Source organism: Paenibacillus tianjinensis, assembly GCF_017086365.1.
Classification (GTDB): Bacteria; Bacillota; Bacilli; order Paenibacillales; family Paenibacillaceae; genus Paenibacillus_AQ; species Paenibacillus_AQ tianjinensis.
Genome location: NZ_CP070969.1, coordinates 3331124 through 3347458, shown reverse-complemented (window position 1 = coordinate 3347458; position 16335 = coordinate 3331124). Strand labels below are relative to the sequence as shown.

At 51.7% G+C, this 16335-nt stretch carries 12 protein-coding genes and 1 pseudogene; 9 read left to right on the top strand and 4 right to left on the bottom strand.

From position 1 onward, the window contains the following. The first annotated feature begins 218 nt into the window (after positions 1-218). Positions 219-1706: a glutamate synthase subunit beta gene (locus JRJ22_RS14910; RefSeq protein WP_206100301.1), complete on the top strand. Its 1488-nt coding sequence runs from the start codon at positions 219-221 to the stop codon at positions 1704-1706. Positions 1707-1815: 109 nt separating this feature from the next. Here JRJ22_RS14910 and JRJ22_RS14905 read toward each other — a convergent pair whose 3' ends face one another. Further along, the gene (locus JRJ22_RS14905; RefSeq protein ID WP_206100300.1) at positions 1816-3816 is read right to left on the bottom strand and encodes a methyl-accepting chemotaxis protein; all 2001 of its coding nucleotides are present in this window, start codon (positions 3814-3816) and stop codon (positions 1816-1818) included. 549 nt (positions 3817-4365) lie between these two features. Here JRJ22_RS14905 and JRJ22_RS14900 point away from each other — a divergent pair. From JRJ22_RS14900 to JRJ22_RS14875, 6 genes and pseudogenes are all read left to right on the top strand, one after another. Continuing rightward, a pseudogene (locus tag JRJ22_RS14900) lies at positions 4366-6078 on the top strand (proline--tRNA ligase). A gap of 145 nt (positions 6079-6223) precedes the next feature. Next, a complete protein-coding gene (locus tag JRJ22_RS14895) occupies positions 6224-6814 on the top strand; it encodes a GNAT family N-acetyltransferase (RefSeq protein ID WP_206100299.1) in 591 nt (196 codons plus the stop codon). Positions 6815-7018: 204 nt separating this feature from the next. Beyond that, entirely contained in the window at positions 7019-7162 is a 144-nt protein-coding gene (locus JRJ22_RS14890) for a hypothetical protein (protein WP_206100298.1), read from the top strand. After that, positions 7155-8414 carry a DNA polymerase IV gene (locus JRJ22_RS14885; protein ID WP_206100297.1) on the top strand — a complete coding sequence of 420 codons (1260 nt, stop codon included), beginning with the start codon at positions 7155-7157 and terminating at the stop codon, positions 8412-8414. The genes JRJ22_RS14890 and JRJ22_RS14885 overlap by 8 nt, the downstream gene beginning before the upstream one ends. Beyond that, the gene (locus tag JRJ22_RS14880) at positions 8411-8890 is read left to right on the top strand and encodes a YhjD family protein (RefSeq protein ID WP_054940860.1); all 480 of its coding nucleotides are present in this window, start codon (positions 8411-8413) and stop codon (positions 8888-8890) included. The genes JRJ22_RS14885 and JRJ22_RS14880 overlap by 4 nt, the downstream gene beginning before the upstream one ends. Before the next feature lie 212 nt (positions 8891-9102). Next, a complete protein-coding gene (locus tag JRJ22_RS14875; protein ID WP_206100296.1) occupies positions 9103-11409 on the top strand; it encodes a type IA DNA topoisomerase in 2307 nt (768 codons plus the stop codon). A 109-nt stretch (positions 11410-11518) separates the two neighbouring features. Here the strand turns inward: JRJ22_RS14875 and JRJ22_RS14870 are convergent, their stop codons facing one another. The 3 genes from JRJ22_RS14870 to JRJ22_RS14860 all read right to left on the bottom strand — a co-directional run bounded on the left by JRJ22_RS14870 (position 11519) and on the right by JRJ22_RS14860 (position 14110). Next, entirely contained in the window at positions 11519-12286 is a 768-nt protein-coding gene (locus JRJ22_RS14870; RefSeq protein ID WP_232380850.1) for a DsbA family protein, read from the bottom strand. 97 nt (positions 12287-12383) lie between these two features. Beyond that, on the bottom strand, positions 12384-13136 hold the full coding sequence (locus JRJ22_RS14865; protein ID WP_206100295.1) for an HAD family hydrolase: 753 nt from the start codon (positions 13134-13136) through the stop codon (positions 12384-12386). Between the two features lie 50 nt (positions 13137-13186). Next, a complete protein-coding gene (locus JRJ22_RS14860) occupies positions 13187-14110 on the bottom strand; it encodes an ArsR/SmtB family transcription factor (protein ID WP_206100294.1) in 924 nt (307 codons plus the stop codon). 231 nt (positions 14111-14341) lie between these two features. On the opposite strand from JRJ22_RS14860, the gene JRJ22_RS14855 reads away from it, so the two are divergent. Then, the gene (locus JRJ22_RS14855; protein WP_206100293.1) at positions 14342-15490 is read left to right on the top strand and encodes an MFS transporter; all 1149 of its coding nucleotides are present in this window, start codon (positions 14342-14344) and stop codon (positions 15488-15490) included. Positions 15491-15580: 90 nt separating this feature from the next. Further along, complete coding sequence (locus tag JRJ22_RS14850) at positions 15581-16306, top strand: phosphonate ABC transporter ATP-binding protein (RefSeq protein ID WP_206100292.1); 726 nt, start codon at positions 15581-15583, stop codon at positions 16304-16306. The last annotated feature ends 29 nt before the right edge of the window (positions 16307-16335 follow it).

Here is a 16335-nt window from a genome sequence, read left to right as displayed (position 1 = left end):
ACACAACATGTGAAATAGTACAAATAATCAGCAGATTAATCCATTACAGTGCGAAAGTATTGAATGCTAATATAGTTAAAATTAGAATTGCTAAACTTAAAAATAGTATAGTATAGAATGTGCAGGTACTTCATTGCGCTGGATCGACATGAATCTGCCGCAGTATGCTACAATGTACTATAATCAACACGAAGAGAACGGATGGGGGAAACGTAAATATGTCTACACCTACTGGATTTATGGAGTATAAGCGCCAGCTCCCAGGTGACCGGGATCCTGAACAGCGCGTCAAAGACTGGGAAGAATTCCATCATCATCTTACCGAGGACGAGCTTCGGACGCAGGGCGCCCGCTGCATGGACTGCGGAACCCCCTATTGCCATACCGGCATTGACATGTCCGGCGGCACATCGGGCTGCCCGGTCCACAACCTGATTCCCGAGTGGAACAATCTGGTTTACCGGGGACTGTGGAAGGAAGCGCTGGAGCGTCTGCACAAGACGAATAATTTCCCTGAATTTACGGGCAGCATCTGTCCTGCACCTTGTGAAGGTTCCTGTACCGTCGGCCTGATCGGCCAGCCGGTTACAATTAAGACGATTGAGCTTGCAATCATTGATAAAGGCTTTGAGGAAGGCTGGGTAGTCCCTAATCCTCCTGAGAAACGCACCGGTAAAAGAGTAGCCATCGTCGGCTCCGGCCCGGCAGGCCTTGCAGCAGCCGCTCAGCTTAACAAAGCCGGACATACAGTGACTGTATTTGAACGCAGCGACCGCGTCGGCGGTTTGTTGACATATGGTATTCCTACCATGAAGCTTGATAAGCGCGTGGTACAGCGCCGGGTTGATCTGCTGGCTGCTGAAGGCATCAACTTCGTAGTGAATACAGAGATTGGCAAGGATATCCCTGCCCAGCAGCTGGTTGACGAATACGATGCTGTTGTCCTGTGCGGCGGAGCGACCAAAGCGCGCCGGTTCAATGTAGAAGGCAGCGAGCTGAACGGTGTAATGTACGCGATGGATTACCTGAACGGCACGATTAAGAGCTATTTGAACTCCAATCTGGAGGATGGCAATTACGTATCTGCGGCAGGCAAAGATGTGATTGTACTGGGCGGCGGGGATACAGGTTCCGACTGTGTGGCGACTTCTCTGCGGCATGGCTGCAATAGCATCACTCAGTTCGGTACGCATGAAAAAGCACCGCTGGAGCGCGACCCGATCGCGAACCCGTGGCCGCAATTCCCGAATGTGTACACACTTGACTATGCACAGCAGGAAGCCAAAGCAATCTTTGGCGATGATCCGCGTGAATTCTCCATCATGACTACTAAATTCGTCGGTGATGAGGAAGGCAACCTGAAAGAGCTGCACACCGTGCAAATCCGCCGCATGGTGGATGAAACGGGCCGCAAGATCTATCAGCCTATTCCGGGAACAGAAGCGGTATATCCGGCTCAGCTCGCGCTGATCGCGATCGGCTTCGACGGACCGGAACAGGATATCATTCAGGAGCTGAACCTGGATACGGACCGCCGCAGCAATGTGAAAGCCCGTTACGGCAAGTTCAACACGAATGTGGATAAGGTCTTTGCCGCCGGCGACATGCGCCGTGGGCAAAGTCTCGTGGTCTGGGCCATTAATGAAGGCCGCGAAGCCGCTCGTGAGGTTGACAAATATTTGATGGGATCGACCGTTCTCGTCTAAATTATATTTCAGCCGGATCTAAAAAAGCCGTCCCCCCAATGGAATTGGAGGGACGGCTTTTTGCGGTATGGCGGATCCGCCGGAAGGAGAGGAAGGATAGGCGATTTGCCTACTCCTCCAGCTTGAAGCGTTCGATTTTTTGCTGCAGGTCACCGGCCATTTTGGACAGCTCACCGGAAGAAGCGGTGATCTCATCCATCGAGGCGAGCTGCTGCTCTGTTGCCGCCGTAACATTCTGTAGAGCGTCGGAAGTGGTACGTGAGATGTTAGAGATTTCTTCGACCGCAGCAGCAACTTGCTCAGCGCCGGCGGACATTTCTTCGGTAATTGCCGAGATGTCATGGATCTGGCCGTTGATTCTGGCAGTGGATTGTTCAATATTCACGAAAGCTGCCTTAGCTTCATCCATCACTTGGATGCCCAGATCCACATCTGCCGCAACCCGGTGATGAATCGCTTCATAGGTTTGGTCAATCAGCACTGTCATTTGCTCAATCGTTTCCTGAATATTACCGGCGGTGGACTTGGACTGATCGGCAAGTTTGCGCACTTCGGTTGCAACTACGGCGAATCCTCTGCCGTGTTCTCCGGCGCGTGCAGCTTCAATCCCGGCATTGAGTGACAACAGATTAGTCTGTACAGCAATGTTAGAGATCGCACTGCTCATCGCCGACACCTGTGTGTTTAAACCGTTCAATTGTCCAATCAGCTCCGAAGACAGGTGAGTGGACTCGCGGATAGCATCCATTTGGCGGCTGACCTGTTCGATCTTCTGGCTGCCGCTGTGGACATCGGCTTCGGTGTCTCCCGAGGAATCGACGATGGAAGCTGCGGCTTCGGCGATTTTTTGGATTCCGGCGGACATTTCCTCCATGGCCCGGGAAGTCTCGATCATCGCCGAAGTCTGTGTATCGGCTCCGGCGGCTGAATCCTGAACGAGCTCAGCCACATAGGCGGTAGCCTTAGCATTCTCTTCGGTCGTAGCCGTCAGCTGCTGGCTGGATGCGGCCAAGAGACCGGAAGTATCCGAGATGTCTGTCACGATATTTCGCAGCGATTCCACCATGAGATTATAGTTCTTGGCTAACTCGCCGATTTCATCGGCACGGTCAATCTTAATCTGTTCATTCAGGTACCCCTCACTCACACGGCGGGCGGAGTGGTTCAGCCTGCTGATCGGCCGGGAGATTGCTCTTACGACAAAGAACATCAGGATCAGGGAGATAACCAGCGCGATTCCCAGGACAATTGAGCTCGTGTAGACAATCGGCAAAGCAGCATCCGAGAACTCTTGGGCGGGAAGCACACCAACGACAATAAAGCCTGTCGTAGGGTCGGTAGTATAATAACCGCGCATCTCCACCCCGGTATCGGGAGCGGTATAGGATAAGCTGCCGCTGTCATTAACCAAAAGCTTAGCGACATCATCCACAATATCATCGCCGGCTTTTTTGACCGGGTGGGAGACGAACTTGTTATTCCGGTCAACCACAAAGTAATAGCCGTCTTTGCCAAGCTTAATATTGCTGATCCGTTCACCTATCACTTTCAGATTGAGAGTGGTAGCAACGGCCCCCTTGCCGTCTTTTAGTGATTCTGAGATGAACAGGGTGTAGTTGCCGGTAGTTACAGATATGCTTGGACCGGTGAGTGTGACTTTACCGGGATTTTTCATCGATTCGATGTACCAGTCGCGGGTGCGCGGATCATAATCCTGCTTGCCGGGGTCAGGTGATTTCATCCAGGCTCCGTTCTCATTTCCTGAAGTAAGAATTTCAAGCTCCGGATGTTCCTTCACGAACAAATCAATCAGCGTACGGGTCTCGGCTGTCTTGTTGTCAAGATCAGCGGAGGTCAGCTGCTGGCTAAGCTGCTGTACATTCTCCTTGGCAGCAGTTACTGTTTCACTGATATTATTCGCCAGCATGTCAACGCTTGTGTGTGTGGCTTCCTGCATTCTGAACTCCAATTGCTTGCTGGAGGTGGTATAGGAAAAGTAGCTTACCGTGACGATTGGTATAATCAGCATGACGGCGAAGAGCAGCATCATTTTCCTTTGCAGCGAATGTGACGTGAATTGGCGGGTAAGGCGTTTTATTTTTGTATACATAGCAATGACTCCCCCTTGGATGCATAAAGGCTGAAGTAGCCCCGGATATGCTCTAATCATATTTTCGGTATATAGTCACAATAATTTCATATGTAAGATCATGAATAAGAAAAATTTTAGTTACAATTTTTTACTTTCATTGTTCCGAGCCATTAAAAACTTCGGGATGAGCGGCTCCGTTCATGGCATTTTCATGACAGGCTTGACGCGTTCCGCAATATCATATACATTAAATACCATATTAATCACGTAACAGCGTTGATCAAGGATCTGCGTTATCGGAATTCGCTAGAACAGAGAGAGGACTCACCGGCTGAAAGGTCCTTCAATTAGCGATGGAAGCGCACCCTGCCTTGGAAGCTGCAGTATTGAGTTTTGAAGTGCTGCCGGCCCCGGCCGTTATCCGGATAGAGGACTGTCAGGCTTGGCCTGACGGTTGAACTAGGGTGGTAACACGACATATTCGTCCCTGACGGATGTGTCTTTTTTGCGTTCCAGACCATAAGGCAGACCAAGACAGGTCTGATCCAATCAGAGAGGCTGATTATTATGCGCCAAAGTAAACTATTAGTGACTACTCTCCGCGAAGCGCCGGCTGAAGCCGAAACAGCAAGCCATCAGCTGCTGCTGCGGGCCGGATACATCCGCATGCTCGCGGCCGGGATTTATACCTATCTGCCGCTGGGACGCCGGGTGCTGCGCAAGATCGAGAATATTGTGCGGGAGGAAATGGAACTTACCGGAGCCCAGGAGGTGCTGCTCCCCTCCATGCTGCCCGCTGAGCTGTGGAAGGAGTAAGAACGCTATGAGGTATACGGCAAAGACCTGATCAAGCTTCAGGACCGCCATGAGCGGGAATTTGTGCTTGGACCGACCCACGAGGAAGTGATCACCGCACTCGTCCGTGGTGAAATCAGTTCTTACCGCAGGCTGCCGGTTACATTGTACCAGATTCAGACCAAGTTCCGTGATGAACGCCGGCCGCGGTCCGGTCTGCTGCGGGGCAGGGAATTTTTGATGAAGGATGCGTATTCCTTCGATACGGATTGGGAAGGGCTGGATGCTGCCTATGTGGTGATGTATGAGGCGTACCGGCGGATATTTGCCCGCTGCGGGCTGCATTTCAAGGCCGTCCAGGCGAATGCGGGAGCGATCGGCGGTGAAGGGGAGAATCACGAATTTATGGCGCTGTCCGATATCGGTGAGGATACGATCGCTGTTTGCTCTGCTTGTGATTATGCGGCTAATCTTGAGCAGGCTGAGGTAAGCAGGCCGGATGCTGCGATCTATGCGGACCTGGCGGAGCGGGCGGCTGTGGAGAAATTCCATACACCAGGACTGCGGACGATTGCCCAGCTGGAAGAGCAGCTGCAGATTAAGCCGGAGGGTATCATCAAGACATTGATTTATGAAGGGGACGGCAAAGCTTTTGCCGTGCTTGTCCGGGGCGATCATGAGGTTAATGAGATTAAGGTAGCCAAAGCTATCGGCGTTAACGAAGTATCCCTCGCTGATTATAGTGATGTACTGGCTGCTGCCGGAGTGGAAAGCGGATATGTCGGGCCGGTCGGACTGCAGCTGCCGCTGGTCATTGACGCAGCTGTTGCCGCAATGGCGGAGGGAATAGCGGGAGCGGGGGAAAAGGATTATCATCTGCGCTCCGTTGTGCCTGGACGTGACTTTCCGCTGGAGCATGTGGCTGACTTACGTAATGCCGTGGAAGGGGAGGCTTGTCCGAAATGCGGACATGGCGTACTGCATTTCCATCAGGGCATCGAAATCGGCCATGTTTTCAAGCTGGGGACCAAATACAGTGAGAAGCTTGGTGCCACCTATCTGGATGCCTCCGGCCGGAGTAAGCCAATGATCATGGGCTGTTACGGTATAGGCGTCTCACGCCTGCTGGCAGCAGTCGCTGAACAGAGCCATGATGATGAGGGAATTATCTGGCCTCAGAGCCTTGCGCCATACCATGTTCATATCCTCCAAATGTCTGTCAAAGATACAGAACAGACTGCACTGGCTGAAGAATTATACGGTGAACTGACCCGGCAAGGGATTGAGACGCTGCTGGATGACCGGGATGAACGGGCAGGGGTCAAATTCAAGGATGCCGGTCTGATCGGCATTCCGGTTGTGCTGGTCGTCGGCAAGTCTGCCGGTGAGCGCAAGATAGAGTATTGGGACCGCAGAAGCAATACGAAGGAAGTTGTTAGCAGCGCAGAGGCACTCTCCCGGATAAGTGCAGCACACAGGAAGTAAGAAACAGCTAACCCGAAGGTAGAGAATAGTTATGAACTGTTCTCTACATTTAAGATTTTAGCCGGCAATGTTAGAATTCAAGTCAAAGGTTCAAGCCTAATCCTTGAATTTTACAGAGTCTGCTTGCGGGCTAAAGGGGGCTTAAATGATGACAGAACAACTGGATTATTTCTGGAAGGGTACAGTCGTTAGACTCAGGGCTACACAGAAGAGTGACTGGGAAGATTGGAGAAGGGAACAACAGGATAGTGACGCCGTCCGGCTGATGGAATGGGGCATTGAACTGCCCAAGAGTGAAGCGAGTGAGCGGGCAATGTCAGATGAATACGATGATTTCAAAAGCAGCTACCGCCGGATGTTTGCGATTGAGACCCACGATAATGTTCTGGTAGGGCTAATCAATTTGAGCGGTATGGATCAGAAGAACGGTACATTCGGCATTTCCTTCTGCATCAATAAGCAGTTCAGAAAAAATGGATACGGCCTGGATGCCGCAAGGATTGCTCTACGGTACGCTTTTCATGAGCTGAGGCTGCAGAAATGCAACAGCGGCTGTGTCTCTATTAATGAGGCTTCCAGAGCGCTTCACCGCAAGCTGGGATTCCGGGAGGAAGGCCTCCGCCGGAGAAGCATTTATATGAACGGACAATATTACGATGATTTATTACTTGGGCTGCTGCGTGAAGAGTTCGATGAAGCCGAAGAGCGGCGGTTTGCGAATGATCAGGAGAAGTAAGAGAGTTAACAATTTACAATAATAGTTTTTTCATGTCAATTTCACAACCATATTTTTCAAATTCAATCGTTCGAATGCCTTCCCCGTCAACCTTAAGTGGCTGGCGGGGATTTTTTTGGCGTGGAAAATCAAACCATTGCTTAAAAATCCCTATCGTGGTTATAATACAAACAAATGTTCTTATATTTGCGGAGGCGATCAATCGTGAGAATGAGTATCGGCCAAACACTTGAACTCATATACCTGGACAATGCCGGCAAGATTACTCAGCGGAAGATCAAGGTTTGCGGCAGCTGTGACGACCGCATGCAGCCAGGGCAACCGTTACAGGAGAAACGCTATGTCTAAAGAGCGAATTATTTTACTGTCGGACTGCCAATCCTTTTACGCCAGCGTCGAAAAAGCTGCTCACCCGGAATATAAAGATAAGCCTGTCGCAGTGGGGGATCCGACGCGGATGAACGGCATTGTGCTCGCAGCCTGCCCCATCGCCAAGGCCCAGGGTGTAACCACTGCTTCACGCGTGGGCGAAGCCATGGCCAAGTGTCCCGGACTTGTGGTTATACGCCCCCGAATGGGCACTTATATAAAGGTATCGCTGCTTATTTCGCAAATTTACCATGGTTATACGGACCTTGTTGAGCCTTTCAGTATCGATGAGCAGTTCTTGGATGTGACGGGCTCATTGACCTTTTTTGGGGGAGGAACACGGGAAATCATTCGCAGCATCCAGCAGCATGTCCTGTTATCCACCGGTGTCTGGACCAGGGTAGGGATCGGACCGACAAAAATACTTGCCAAAATGGCGAACAACCTTTCGAAGAAGCGGGAAGGCGGGATTTTCCGGCTCGGGTATGACAATTTGTCTGAAGAGCTCTGGCCTTTGCCGGTACATGAAATGTTTATGGTGGCCGGCCGGATGAGCAAAAACTTCTATCGTATGGGGATAACCACCATTGGTGACATTGCGCGGATGGAGCTGGGTGAGTTTAAGCGGAGAATGCGTATGACCATGGGCAAACAGAGCGATATCCAGGCGGAGTATTATTGGCAGACTGCCCGCGGAATCGATCCTAGCCCGGTAGTAACAGGAATCCGCCATCAGATCAAATCGGTGGGTCATGGCAAGGCACTGCGCTGGAACCTGTACACCCGGCTGGAGGATATTGAGGTCGTACTGCTGGAGCTGGTCATTGAAGTTTGCCAGCGGGCACGGCGGTACCGGTATATGGGATCCGTGGTATCTATTGCAGTCTCGGAAACAGACGGTAACAGGTCCAATTCGTACAGCCGTCAGATGACCCTGCCGGAGCCGTCGTCCTTGACTCATGAGATTGCAGCAGCGGCTTATCACCTGTTTATCGACCATTGGACCGGGATGCCTTTAAGCCGTTTATCGATATCTATTTCCCATTTGACCGATGACAGTGTCCTGCAGCTTACGCTGTTTGACGACCGGGAACGGACCTATAGAAGAGAGCGTACCATCGATCAGATCAAAACACGGTATGGCAGCAAAGCGCTGATCCGGGCGTCCTCCTTGCTTGAATCCGGGGTTGCTCTGGAACGCGCCGAACAGATTGGGGGGCATTATAAATGAGCAAACTAAACGGAAACGAGAGGTGGAAAACCAAAATGTTAATGACTGAGCATGTAGAGCAGTATGAGCAAAAGGATAAGGAAGAGGGCGACAGCGGTAAAATGCTCACTACCCTAGAACGCACGATGGTCCGGGATCTTATTTTGCTTCCTTACATAGACACCATGGTCAGCAAGAGTATGCAGGAGGTTGACCGGTCGGGCAACATGCTTACCCGGACGTATTTAATGGCCGGACGGTATATCCAGAATCGGGTGATGCAGGATACCTACCGGCTCCAGCGAGAACTCAAGCAGCGGAATATCAAAGTACTGGAGGATGAGCAGGAGGATTTCTTGTTGTACTATAAAATTCTGTTTCGCGGCTACCAGGAGCGGTTTGGTCTGACCCGTGATGTCATGCGGACAGAAATAAGCCTGAGATTAACCCGTTATACCTCCGAACTCGGAGCGGTATTAAGAGAGCAGTTGAAATAAGTAATTCCTATTCGGATTGTTCGGTGAAAATTCTTCGTTATTTTACGTAATAAAGTAATTGCTCCGTGGTCACTTTCAAGTGCTTACCAAGCGTATTCCGCGTCTCCCTCCTAATGATTATACTGATTAATAGCAGGAATTTCGTTTAACATAATGGTATAATAGAAAACTGGACGCATTTTGGAAGATTGAAGGTTAAGGAGCGATTTTTTTTGAAGACACTCATTATTGCGGAAAAACCGGATATGGGGCGGAATATCGCCGCCGCAATAGAACCGAAGGCCAAAAATTACCGTTCCTATTTAGAAGGGGAGCAGTACATCATTACTTGGGCGATCGGTCATCTCATCGGACTCGCCGAACCGGAAGCTTATGACGACAAATACAAAAAGTGGAATATTAACGACTTACCCATCATTCCCGACCAGTTCAAGCTGGTGCCGAACGCCCGCACGATTGATCAGCTGAAGGTGATCGGCGAGCTGGCCAAACGCAGTGATCTGCTGGTCAACTCCTGTGATGCCGGGCGGGAGGGGCAGCATATTTTTTCGCTGATTCAGCGGCATTTGCAGCTGGCCCAGCCGGTGAAGCGGCTGTGGATTTCCGACCTGACGCCGGAGACGATCCGCAAAGGTTTCCAGGAGCTGAAGGATGGCTCGGAGTATGAGAATCTGACCAAAGCCGCCCGGGCGCGCAGTGAGGCCGACTGGCTGATCGGGATGAACGGTTCCCGCGCATTCACCACGAAGCATAATGTATTGCTGTCCGTGGGCCGGGTGCAGACGCCGGTGCTCGCGCTGATATATGACCGCCAGAAGACGATAGAAGCTTTTTCATCACTTAAGTTTTTTGAAGTCGAGGGGCATTTCACGCAGAACGAGGTAGCCTATAAAGGCATGTGGCAGGGGGACCGTCTGACGGACGGTGCGAAGGCGGAGGCGCTGGCTGCCAAGGTCAAGGGGAAACCGGGGCGTGTTGCTTCGTATGAGGTCAAGGACACCAAAGAGTATCCGAACAAACTGTACGATTTGACGCTGCTGCAGCGTGAGGCGAACGGGAAATACGCTTTTTCCGCCAAAAAAACACTCGATATCGCACAGGCGCTCTACGAGAAGCATAAGGTGATCTCCTATCCGCGGACCAACTCCAACTATGTAACGGAGCAGAACATCCCGGAGATGCATAAGACACTGTCTTCACTGCAAGGGACCTCTTATGATGAATGGGTCAAAGGTGCGAACCGCAATCTGGTCCATAAAGGCAATAAATTTATCTGCAATCCGTCTAAGGTGGAAGACCACCATGCCATTTTGCCGACGAACCGCAAAGCATCGGGGCTTAGCGCAGATGAGGCCAAATTGTATGACCTGATTGTGCGCCGCTTCCTGTCACAGTTCTATCCGGCTGCGGAGTATAAAGTGCATACGGTCTTTACTGAAGTTGAAGGAGAGAGCTTCAAAACGACGGTCAAAGAACTGCTGAGTCTCGGCTGGAAGGTCATTTACGGCGACCAGAAGAAGGATAAAGCGAAGCCGGCTAAGGGGAAGGGCAAGGAAGACGAGGAGGAAGAGGAGATTGAGGTGAACGAGCCGTTCTCCATCTCCCCGTCTGACGAGGTGCACTGCAGCGATGCAGTAGTTAAGGAAAAAGATACGCAGCCGCCTAAGCATTACACGGAGGGAACCCTGCTCAAAGCGATGGAAAGCGCAGGGAAGCAGATAGAGGACGAGGAGCTGCGCGATGCCATGAAGGATTCAGGTCTCGGCACTCCGGCTACCCGGGCAGCAACGATTGAGCGGCTGAAGAACGTCGGCTACATTGAAATGCAAGGCAAGAAAATCGCGATTACCCAAAAGGGACGGACGGCGATCGAACTGATCCGCGGAGCGGGGATTGAGCTGCTGACCTCGCCGGAAATGACCGGACAATGGGAACGGCGTCTGAATGAAATTGCCAGAGGTACGGCGGCGGACGGCCAGTTTATGGAGAATGTCAAACGTTTCGCCTCGATGATCGTAGAGAAGGTTCGGGTACAGTCGCGCGCGTCCAAAACCTCCTTTGAAGGCGAAACGCCTTCAATTAAGGCAGGTTCCAAAGGGCGGAGCGGCGGCTCAGTAGCCAAGGCAAGCCCGGACAGGACAGCCGGCGCCTCCCGCAAACGCAGTGGAGCAGGAGGCAGTGCTTCTGCCGGTACAACCGCAGGTGTAGGGCAGCCTAAAGCTGGTACTGAGACGGCAGCAGATACTGGACCGAAGATCATCGGAGCCTGCCCGCGTCCCGGCTGCGGGGGAACAATCTTCATGGGGCGTAAAGGATATGGCTGCTCGCACTATAAAGAAGGCTGTAAATTTGTAATCTGGAAAGAAAATCATGGCCGGACACTTACCGACGCCCAGGTGAAGGCGCTGATTGAAAAAGGCAGAACCGGCAAGCTGAAGCTGACAGCTGAGGACGGTGCTCCGCTCGAAGGCAAGCTGGTACTGGCCAATATGGATACGGGGCAGCTTAGCATCGAATGATCTAATAGATTTTCCTTGAAGAAATACCAAAAAGGATGCGGCCCGGGCCAGGGATTCCCTGCCGTGCTGCATCCTTATCTTTTTGCTGGAGTGCTTAAATGATGCGGGGTTACTTGGCGGTTTCGGCCAGTCCGCTCTCCACCGCTGCGGTAAGCCCCTCGTAAGAGGAATCCTTCAGCAGAACACCGTTCACCATGAATTTAGGTGTGCCGTTTACGCCGTAGGCTCCGGCAATTTTGAAGTCTTCCTTAACATCGTACATATAGGTGTGGTTCTTCACGTCCTGCTCAAACCGGGCGTAATCAATGCCCCCGATGTTCTCTTTGACAAAATTAAGGATGAATTTTTGCGTCGCCCAAATTTTGCTTTCGTCGCCTTGATTAGCATATAGCTTATGGACGTATTCCCAGAACTTTTCGTTGCTTTGTTTATAAATAGCTTCCCCGGCACTTGCTGCCAGATAGGAGTCCCGGTCAATAAAGGCGAAATTCATGAAGTAGAAATCCGCTTTCCCGGTGTCTACATAATCCTTAATGAAGGTATCCAGGTAAGCTTCCGTCCACTTCTTGCAGGCCGGGCATTTGAAATCGGCGAATTCAATGACTTTGACCTTGGCGTCCCCGCTGCCGAGATGCGGCTGCTTCTCAACCTTCAGCCCGTCGACCACAATAGTGCCTTTGACATCCGTGTAGTTGGGCAGCCCCTCAAAAACATCGCTGTCGCTGGCTTTGCCGCCTGTAGTGACATAGACCAGTGCAATGATCAGGATGACCACCACGACGCCCAGCAGCATCGGCAGAAGACGTTTGTTGCCCGTTGCGGGGGTACGGGAGGTCATCTTATTCAGTGTGTGTTTAGGATTCGCGTTCTTGTTCATTTCTACCTCCTGCATGAGATGAAAAATCTACTCAAACAGTATAAACACACCGGGTGCAGGCTGCCTATGGCATTTCTAACAGAATGCTGGTCTATTATCAGCCGTGGTTTTTGCGCTGCGATGCCGAGCGGATGACCGGAGGGACCTCATGAATAGAGGAAATGGTCAGGACCGACTGCTGCATTTCCCGCTGAAGTTCGATCAGGTTGTAGAGCCATTCATTTTGCTGCTTCAGATAGATGCTGTTGATGCCCGCAGTCAGGGCCGGGAGCACATCCGTGCGCAGTGAATTGCCGATCATCCAGGTGCGTTTCCGTTCAAAAGGATAAGAAGTCAGAATATTCTCAAGCGATTCGATATTTTTATGCTGGCGGATAAAAATCCGGTCGCCAAAATAAACGTCGAGCTTCATTTGCTCAATTTTACGCTGCTGGATCGTATCGTCCCCGCCGGTATAGAGGTACAGGTCATGACCGTCATGCTTCAGCGCATCGAGTGTCTCCACCATGCCCGGATAAGCTTCCACTTCCTGGTCGTAGACGCTGAGACCGAGCTTCATCAGCTGCTTTTCCTGATAGGGATCGGCCGCACGGTTATATTTGGCGCAGAAAAAGCGGTAGGTGGCAATCAGGGATTTCGGGAAATTGTCGCTGGCAAGACCGCTGGTACTTACCGTCTCCACGTCGATTTCCACCTGCTTGCTGCGGAATTCGCTGGTTGTGGGTCCGAACTCGCTGAACCAATCGGACATCAGTTCGAAATACTGCCCCAGAATGAGGTCAAAATATTTATTGCAGTGGACCAGGGTGTCGTCCAGATCGAAGATAACTTGTTGTGTCAAATATTTCATAACGCTCACTCCTATAAATTTTGTCAGCTGTCTCTGTCTGTGTATAACTATTATAAACGAATATACGACTCTAAGAACATTTGCAGGTCTGAGGCGCCGTCCGGACGTACACTATAGCGTTCGTTGCCTTCGCCTTCACTGCCTAGATGGACCCGCAGCAGGCCCGCGACACGCAGCATAAGTAAATGATGCATCAGCATATCACTAGTCTGGTTCAGGTCCGACTGCAGCTCCCACAGTGTTTTGGGCTCATGGGCCGCATAGCGGAGCAGCCGGAGCCTGGTCGGATCAGACAGCGCCTTGGTCAGGCGCAGCAGCACGGTAGGCGGTTCGTCCTCATTGTCCGAGGGAACATCTACAGGATACTGAATAATCATCAGGGTATTGTAGAAGCAATACATGTTGATCGGCCGGTTATGTATGGTAGGCAGGAGCACCACTGTCCGCAGATCAGGGATATCCTCAATCACCACGCCGCCGGATGCATATTCAATCAGCGCAGCAGCGCCCATTTTGCTCTCGAGCATCTTTTTCTCTGAAGCGTCTTCGATGAGTATGGGCAGGAGCTTTGGCTCCACATGGCGGAAGTATTGCTCATACCATAGCTGCAGAAGCGGGGGATAGTCTTTTTTGATCCGCGCGCATTCTTCTATTGTAAAGTTGGGGAAAAGCGGCGCTGTGCGTTCAAAACATTCCTGTAGTGAAGAAGCTTCGAGCTCCTCCAGAAACTGCGTCACCTTCGATGCCGGCTGGCGGTGGTAAGCCCAGACATAGAGCACATCATAATCGGTAAAAGGCCAATCGGCTGCCTGTCTGAGCGCAGTTACCTGCTGCGGAGGAATGCGGCCGTCAATATCACGAATCCAGTCGGGACCCATATCCAGATTGGAAATCCATTTTCTAGTTACATATAACATGAAACTGTCGAGCAGTTCGTATACAGGTGAAACATCAATTTTCAGTTCATAACTCATGCAGCATGCACCCCCAGGAAATCGGTCACTTCTATATATTATCTCTTGTTTTGAAGAAGGTTGTCCACTATAATGTTCGGTGTTTGCCTTCAGAAGCAAGTTTTATTGGAAGAACTAATCAAGGAAGCATATGCTCACAAAACTTAAGTTTACGCTTCCGAAGCAAGTTTTGTTTGAAGAACTAATCAAGGAAGCATATGCTCACAAAACTTTTAGGAGGCTTCACTTCATTTGAACAGCAGGCTGAATTACATCATCCTTATTACGGTTATTATCGCCGCCGGGCTCAGCCAAGGGCTGCTGCTGCCGGTGCTCTCCATTCTCCTGGAGCAAACAGGAGTCTCTTCCTCTCTTAACGGGCTTAACGCCGCGGCCCTTTATGTCGGGTCGTTCGCTATGACCCTTGTGGCTGAACGGGTACTAGGCGCAATCGGCTTTAAGAAACTGATTGCTTCGGGGATCAGCCTTGTGCTGGTGACATTGCTCCTGTTCCCGCTGCTGCCCGGCATCAAAGCCTGGTTTATTTTGCGGCTGCTCGTCGGCATCGGCGATTCCGCCATTAATTATGCCGCTCAGCTCTGGGTATTGCTTATGACACCCGCGGAACACAGGGGCCGTAATCTCTCGCTTTACGGGATGTCCTACGGCCTGGGCTTCAGCCTCGGGCCGCTTGGCATCAGCCTGCTGCGGTTTGGCCAGGCCGCCCCTTTTCTGATCCTTGCCGGTTTGTTTGTGCTCGTTCTGCTGCTGGTTCTGCTCAAGCTGCCGGACTCCCATCCGGATAAAGTGGAGCATGGGGAGGGTCAGGCCAGACGTTTCGGACGGAGCTACCAGTTAGCCTGGTATGCACTGATTCCGGCCCTGCTATACGGCTATATGGAGGCGAGCCTGAACAGTAATTTCCCGGTGTACGGACTGCGTACAGGCTTCAGCACGGATCAGATCGCTGCGCTGCTGCCGTTCGCAGGCATTGGCGGCCTGGTACTCCAGCTGCCGCTGGGACTGTGGAGTGACCGGTACGGGCGGAAGAAAATACTGATTTTTGCCGGTGTGGCCGGCGGGCTGGGCTTTACGCTGCTGCCGCTTGCAGGAGATCATTTTCTGCTGACCTTGCTGCTGCTGATGGCGGCCGGCGGGCTTGTCGGTTCCTTTTTCTCGCTGGGACTTAGCTATGCAGCAGATATTCTGCCGCGTAATCTCCTGCCTGCTGCCAATGTGGTTTCTTCGTTTCATTATAGTGTCGGCAGTATAATCGGTCCGGGTCTAGGCGGCCTGCTGCTTGAGTTCGGCTGGGGCGGCGGTGTGTTCGCGCTGCTTGGCGGTTTCTATATATTGTTCGGCTTAGCGGGGTTATTATTCTCGCCACGGCAGCTGAATTGAGGTAAGATAAGAACGGATGTCCGCATGGAAATTGATCCCGCTTTCAGAGTACACTATGGATTAGAGATGAAGACAGGGAGAGGCTGAACTATGATCACAGTTGAACATTTAGCCAAAGCAGTCGGGGAGGATAAACTTCCTGTTCTGCGGGATATTAGCTTTCAATTAGAACCGGGTGAACTGGTTGTGCTGCTGGGGGCCAGCGGAAGCGGTAAGTCGACGCTGCTGCGCTGCCTGGCGCTGCGCGAGAAATGGGACAAGGGGAACTTTAAAGTAGACGGTGTTAACGTTCGGGGGAATATGTTCACCGGCAGACGGAAGATCCGCCGCGAGTGGGCGTATCTGGAGCAGAATGCGGAGCTGAATCCGAACCGCACTGCACTGAAGAATGTTTTGATCGGCCAATCCTCACAGACTCCGCTGTGGCGGATGGTCACGGGGATGGTTCGCTCGGATGATTATATGGGCGCGATGGACGAGCTCGATTTGCTCGGGCTGCTTGATAAAGCTAAAATAAAGACCAGCCAGCTCAGCGGCGGTGAGCGCCAGCGGGTGGCAATTGCCCGTGCGCTTGTGCATGGAGCGAAAGTAATTCTGGCTGATGAACCGGTAACCGGTCTTGACCCGAAGACAGCGGAAAGCGTTCTGGACACCTTGCGCAAGCTGTGCAAAGAAACGGGGCTTACGGTAGTGACCGTGCTGCCGCTGGAGCTGGCGGAACGGTATGCCACACGTTTATGGGTACTGGAAGACGGCAGAATTAAACATGATGTCAAAGGACGCCGTCTGACTTCGCAGGAACGTATCCATCTGTAGCTTATTTGAGCCACGAAACAAGGAAAGAG